The 5,147-nt window shown below is 72.2% G+C and carries 4 protein-coding genes and 1 riboswitch; of the genes, 2 read left to right on the forward strand and 2 right to left on the reverse strand.

What is annotated here, in order from left to right:
- Both ACIWQI_RS07835 and glyA read right to left on the reverse strand, forming a co-directional pair.
- Nucleotides 1–882: a bifunctional methylenetetrahydrofolate dehydrogenase/methenyltetrahydrofolate cyclohydrolase gene (locus ACIWQI_RS07835; protein WP_396656587.1), complete on the reverse strand. Its 882-nt coding sequence runs from the start codon at nt 880–882 to the stop codon at nt 1–3.
- A 153-nt stretch (nt 883–1,035) separates the two neighbouring features.
- A complete protein-coding gene (gene glyA / locus ACIWQI_RS07840) occupies nt 1,036–2,319 on the reverse strand; it encodes a serine hydroxymethyltransferase (RefSeq protein WP_396656588.1) in 1,284 nt (427 codons plus the stop codon).
- 33 nt (nt 2,320–2,352) lie between these two features.
- Nucleotides 2,353–2,436, reverse strand: a riboswitch (ZMP/ZTP riboswitch).
- Nucleotides 2,437–2,494: 58 nt separating this feature from the next.
- On the opposite strand from glyA, the gene ACIWQI_RS07845 reads away from it, so the two are divergent.
- Nucleotides 2,495–3,928 carry a family 20 glycosylhydrolase gene (locus ACIWQI_RS07845; RefSeq protein ID WP_396656589.1) on the forward strand — a complete coding sequence of 478 codons (1,434 nt, stop codon included), beginning with the start codon at nt 2,495–2,497 and terminating at the stop codon, nt 3,926–3,928.
- On the forward strand, nt 3,925–5,064 hold the full coding sequence (gene nagA, locus ACIWQI_RS07850; RefSeq protein WP_396656590.1) for an N-acetylglucosamine-6-phosphate deacetylase: 1,140 nt from the start codon (nt 3,925–3,927) through the stop codon (nt 5,062–5,064). The genes ACIWQI_RS07845 and nagA overlap by 4 nt, the downstream gene beginning before the upstream one ends.
- Nucleotides 5,065–5,147 lie beyond the last annotated feature (83 nt).

Below are 5,147 nucleotides of genomic sequence, written 5' to 3' on the forward strand. Positions count from 1 at the left end.
TCAGCCGGCTGCGCGCTCGGCCGCCTCGACGACGTTCGTCATGAGGAGGGCGACCGTCATCGGACCGACCCCGCCGGGGTTCGGCGAGAGCCAGCCGGCGACCTCCGCGACATCCGGATGCACGTCGCCGAACACCTGGCTCTTGCCGGTCTCGGGGTCGGTCTCGCGGGTGACGCCGACGTCGAGCACGGCGGCGCCGGGCTTGACGTCCTCGGCCCGGACGATGTGCTTGACGCCCGCGGCGGCCACGATCACATCGGCCTGGCGCAGGTGGTGGGCGAGGTCGGTCGTGCCGGTGTGGGTGAGCGTCACGGTGGCGTTGATCTCGCGGCGGGTCAGCAGCAGGCCGATGGACCGGCCGATCGTGACGCCACGGCCGATCACGACGACATCCTTGCCCTTCAGGTCGTAGTCGTTGCGCAGCAGCAGCTCGATCACCCCGCGCGGCGTGCACGGCAGCGGTGTCGTGATCGGTCCGTTGACGTTGAGCACGAGCCGCCCGAGGTTGGTCGGGTGCAGCCCGTCGGCGTCCTTGGCGGGGTCGATCCGCTCGAGGATCGCATCGGTGTCGAGGTGCTTCGGCAACGGCAGCTGCACGATGTAGCCGTGGCAGGCGGGGTCGGCGTTGAGCGCATCGATCGCCGCCTCGACCTCTTCCTGCGTCGACTCGGCCGGCAGCTCGACCTGGATCGAGTTCATCCCGATCTCCTCGGACTGGCGGTGCTTCATGCCGACGTACAGCTGCGACGCGGGGTCGGCGCCGACGAGCACTGTCGCGATGCCGGGCACGATGCCGCGGGCGCGCAGCGCCTCGACCCGCTCCTTCAGCTCGGCCTTGATCGCCGCCGCGGCGGCCTTGCCGTCCAGCTTCTGCGCTGACATGCGTGGCTCCTCCCTAGATACCTATCAAGATAGTCAATGGCGTCTCGCCCCGCGCTCCCCCGCCCAGACACGAGTCACGCAGGACGAAGGCGGCCGCATCCGGTCCGCGCCGGGATTCCTGTCCTCGCGGCCGGGCAGTCCGCGACACGGCCGTCACGCGAAGCCGTGCTCCAGCCCCGGGTAGAGGGGGAACGCCGCGGTCAGGGCGTCGACCCGTCCACGCAGGGCGTCGCGATCCGCGCCGGGCAGCAGGGCCAGCGCGATGATGTCGGCGACCTCGGCGAACTCGGCATCGCCGAAGCCGCGGGTCGCCAGGGCCGGGGTGCCGATGCGCAGTCCGGAGGTCACCATCGGCGGGCGCGGATCGTTCGGCACGGCGTTGCGGTTGACGGTGATGTGGATGTCGTGCAGCACGTCCTCGGCCTGCTTGCCGTCGATCTCGGCGTTGCGCAGGTCGACGAGCACGAGGTGCACGTCGGTGCCGCCGGAGCGCACCGAGATCCCGGCTGCGGCCACATCGGGCTGCGCCAGCCGCTCGGCCAGCAGCGCCGCCCCGCGCACGGTGCGCTCCTGCCGCTCGCGGAACTCCGGTGTCGCGGCGAGCTTGAACGCGGTGGCCTTGGCGGCGATGACGTGCATCAGCGGGCCGCCCTGCTGCCCCGGGAACACCGCCGAGTTGATCTTCTTGGCGATCTCGGCGTCGTCGGTGAGGATGAAGCCCGACCGCGGACCGCCGATGGTCTTGTGCACGGTCGACGACACGACGTGCGCGTGCGGCACGGGGTTCGGGTGCAGCCCTGCGGCCACCAGGCCCGCGAAGTGCGCCATGTCGACCCACAGGAGAGCGCCGACCTCGTCGGCGATCTCGCGGAACCGGGGGAAGTCGAGCCGGCGCGGGTAGGCCGACCAGCCCGCGATGATCACCTTCGGGCGGTGCTCGCGGGCCAGGCGCGCGACTTCGTCCATGTCGATGAGGGATGTCTCGGGGTCGACGCCGTACGCGACGATGTCGTAGAGGCGGCCCGAGAAGTTGATCTTCATGCCGTGCGTGAGATGACCGCCCTGGTCGAGCGCGAGCCCCAGCAGGGTGTCGCCGGGCCGGGCGATCGCATGCAGCACCGCGGCGTTGGCCGACGCGCCCGAGTGCGGCTGGACATTGGCGAACCCGGCGCCGAACAGCGCCTTGGCTCGCTCGATCGCGAGCTCCTCGGCGACGTCGACCTCTTCGCAGCCGCCGTAGTAGCGGCGCCCGGGGTAGCCCTCGGCGTACTTGTTCGTGAGCACCGACCCCTGCGACTGCAGGACCGAGACGGGCACGAAGTTCTCGGAGGCGATCATCTCCAGGTAGCCGCGCTGACGCGCCAGCTCGCGATCGAGCACCTGCGCGATCTCGGGGTCGACTTCGGAGACGGGACGGGTGAAGAGCGGATCGGTCATAGGGCTCCCTGACGACGGCGTGCGGATGATTCCTGCATCGGCCCAGGCGTGCGGTCGAATGCCGTGTCGGTCGCTCCCCGGTGGTCACCCACCTCAACGCCAGTTGCGACGCTCCGAGCATACCGGATCGCGCGGCACTGCTATGCTGGGGCATCCTTTTGTAAGGAGTCCTTACATGACCCTTGCCGTCGTTCCCGCACCGGCGGAGATGAGAACGGATGCCGCGGCCGCCCCCTTCACCGCGGCTCCGGGCAGCACCATCGAAGACGTGGTCTCGTTCCGGGTCGTGCCGGGTGGTCCGCCGGAGTCGTATCGGCTCCGCGTCGACGGGACCGGGATCGAGATCACCGCGGCCGACGAGGCGGGCCTGTTCTACGCCGTCCAGACACTCGAGCAGCTGCAGACATTCCACGGGGACAGCTGGAGCATCCCCGCGGTCGAGATCGCCGACGCCCCGCGGTTCGGCTACCGCGGGCTCATGCTCGACGTCGCGCGGCACTTCTTCGACGTCGACACCGTGAAGGCCGTCATCGATCGGGCGGCGAGCCTGAAGCTCAACCGACTGCATCTGCACCTCAGCGACGACCAGGCCTGGCGGATCGCCCTGGCCGCACGGCCGCTGCTGGCCGAGCGCGCATCGGCGAGCGCTGTGGGCGGCGACCCCGGCGGCTGCTACACGAAGGCCGACTACGCCGAGATCGTCCGCCACGCCGCCGAGCGCCACATGACGGTGGTGCCCGAGATCGACATGCCCGGGCACACGCACGCGGTCGGTCTGGCCCACCCCGAGCTCGTCGAAGATCCCGTGGTCTCGGACGCCGTGCAGGATGCCGCGGCCCGATTCGGCGGCGGCCTCCCCACTGCCGGCGAGCCGTACACGGGGTTCGCGGTGGGGTTCTCGTCGCTGCGGGTCGGCGACGAGGCGACCTACGACTTCGTCGCCGACGTGTTCGGCGAGCTCGCGGCGATGACCCCGGGCCCGTACCTCCACTTCGGCGGCGACGAGTCGCTGGCGACCTCCGACGACGACTTCGCGGTCTTCGTCGCACGGGTCTCGCAGCTGATCGCCGACCTCGGCAAGACGCCGATCGCGTGGCACGAGGCCGGTGCCGCCCCCCGCCTCGACGACACGACGATCGGCCAGTACTGGGGCTTCACGACCCCGACCGCGGGGATGGACGAGAAGGCCCGCGCGTTCGTCGCGGGCGGCTCGCAGCTGATCCTCTCGCCCGCCGACGCGGTGTACCTCGACATGAAGCCCGAAGCGGGGTTCCCGCTCGGACTCGAATGGGCGGACGGACCCACGAGCGTGCGACGGGCCTACGAGTGGGAGCCCGCCGACCTCATCGACGGGGTGGGCGAGAATGCCATCCTCGGCGTCGAGGCGGCGCTGTGGACCGAGACGGTGCGCACGCTCCACGACATCGACACCCTCGCGTTCCCTCGCCTCGCCGCCGCGGCGGAGGCGGCGTGGTCGCCGGCGACCGGGGCGAGCGCGCTGCGCACGTGGGAGTCGTTCCGCACGCGGGTCGGGCGGCTCGGGCCGCTCTGGGCGCGCCGAGGCATCCGCTTCCACCGCTCTTCCGAGATCGACTGGAGTGCCGCGTGAGCACGATCATCCACTCCGCCCGCCTCGTCGACGGCGAGGTGATCGACGACGCCTGGGTGTGCTTCGACGACGGGCAGGTGGCCCGGTCCGGAACGGGCGAGACCTGGCTCGGCCTCATCGCCGACGAGATCGTCGACGCCGGCGGCGCATATCTCGCGCCGGGCTTCATCGACCTGCACGGGCACGGCGGGGCGGGCGTCTCGTACGACGACGGACCGGATGCCGTGCTCCGGGCCCGCGACCTGCACCGCGCGCACGGCACGACCCGCGCGGTGATCTCGCTGGTCACGGCGCCGCTCGACACCCTCGCCGCCCGCGCCGCCATGGTGGCCGAGCTGACCGAGGTGCACCCCGACATCCTCGGCTCGCACCTCGAGGGGCCGTTCCTCGACCCCGACCATCGCGGTGCCCACGACCCGCAGCTGCTGACCGTGCCCGCTCCCGACGCTGTCGCACGGCTGCTGGAGGCGGGGCGCGGCACCGTGCGGCAGGTGACGATCGCCCCGGAGCTGCCCGGCGGGCCGGCGGCGATCGGCAGGATCGTGGATGCCGGAGCCGCCGCCGCCGTCGGCCACACCAGCGCCGACTTCGCGATGGCCGCCGCCGCGTTCGATGCGGGGGCCACGATCCTCACCCACGCGTTCAACGCCATGCCCGGTCTGCACCACCGCCGGCCCGGCCCGGTGGCCGCCGCGGCCGCCGACTCCCGGGTGACCCTCGAGGTGATCGCCGACGGCGTGCACCTGCACCCCGAGATCGTGCGGCTCGCGTTCTCCATCGCACCGGGCCGGATCGCCCTCATCACCGACGCGATGGCCGCGGCAGGCGCGGCGGACGGGCACTACCGGCTCGGCGCGCTCGGGGTCGAGGTCGACCGCGGCGTCGCCCGGCTCGCCGACGGCGGCGCGATCGCCGGATCGACCCTGACGCAGGATGCCGCGCTGCGTGCCGCCGTCGCCGCCGGCGTGCCGCTGGCAGACGCCGTCGATGCGCTGACCCGTGCCCCCGCGCACGCCCTCGGCCGCGACGACCTCGGCGCGCTGCGCCCCGGGTGCCGCGCCGATGCCGTGCTGCTGTCGCCCGACCTGCAGGTCGAGCGCGTGTGGTGCGACGGCCGTCCGGTCTCCAGGCGCTGACCCCGGTCGTCGAGCGCAGCGAGACGATCCGGTCGTTGAGCGAGCGCAGCGAGACGAAACGCGCCGGACCCCGCACGACCCCC

This window comes from Microbacterium sp., assembly GCF_044508325.1.
Lineage (GTDB): Bacteria > Actinomycetota > Actinomycetes > Actinomycetales > Microbacteriaceae > Microbacterium.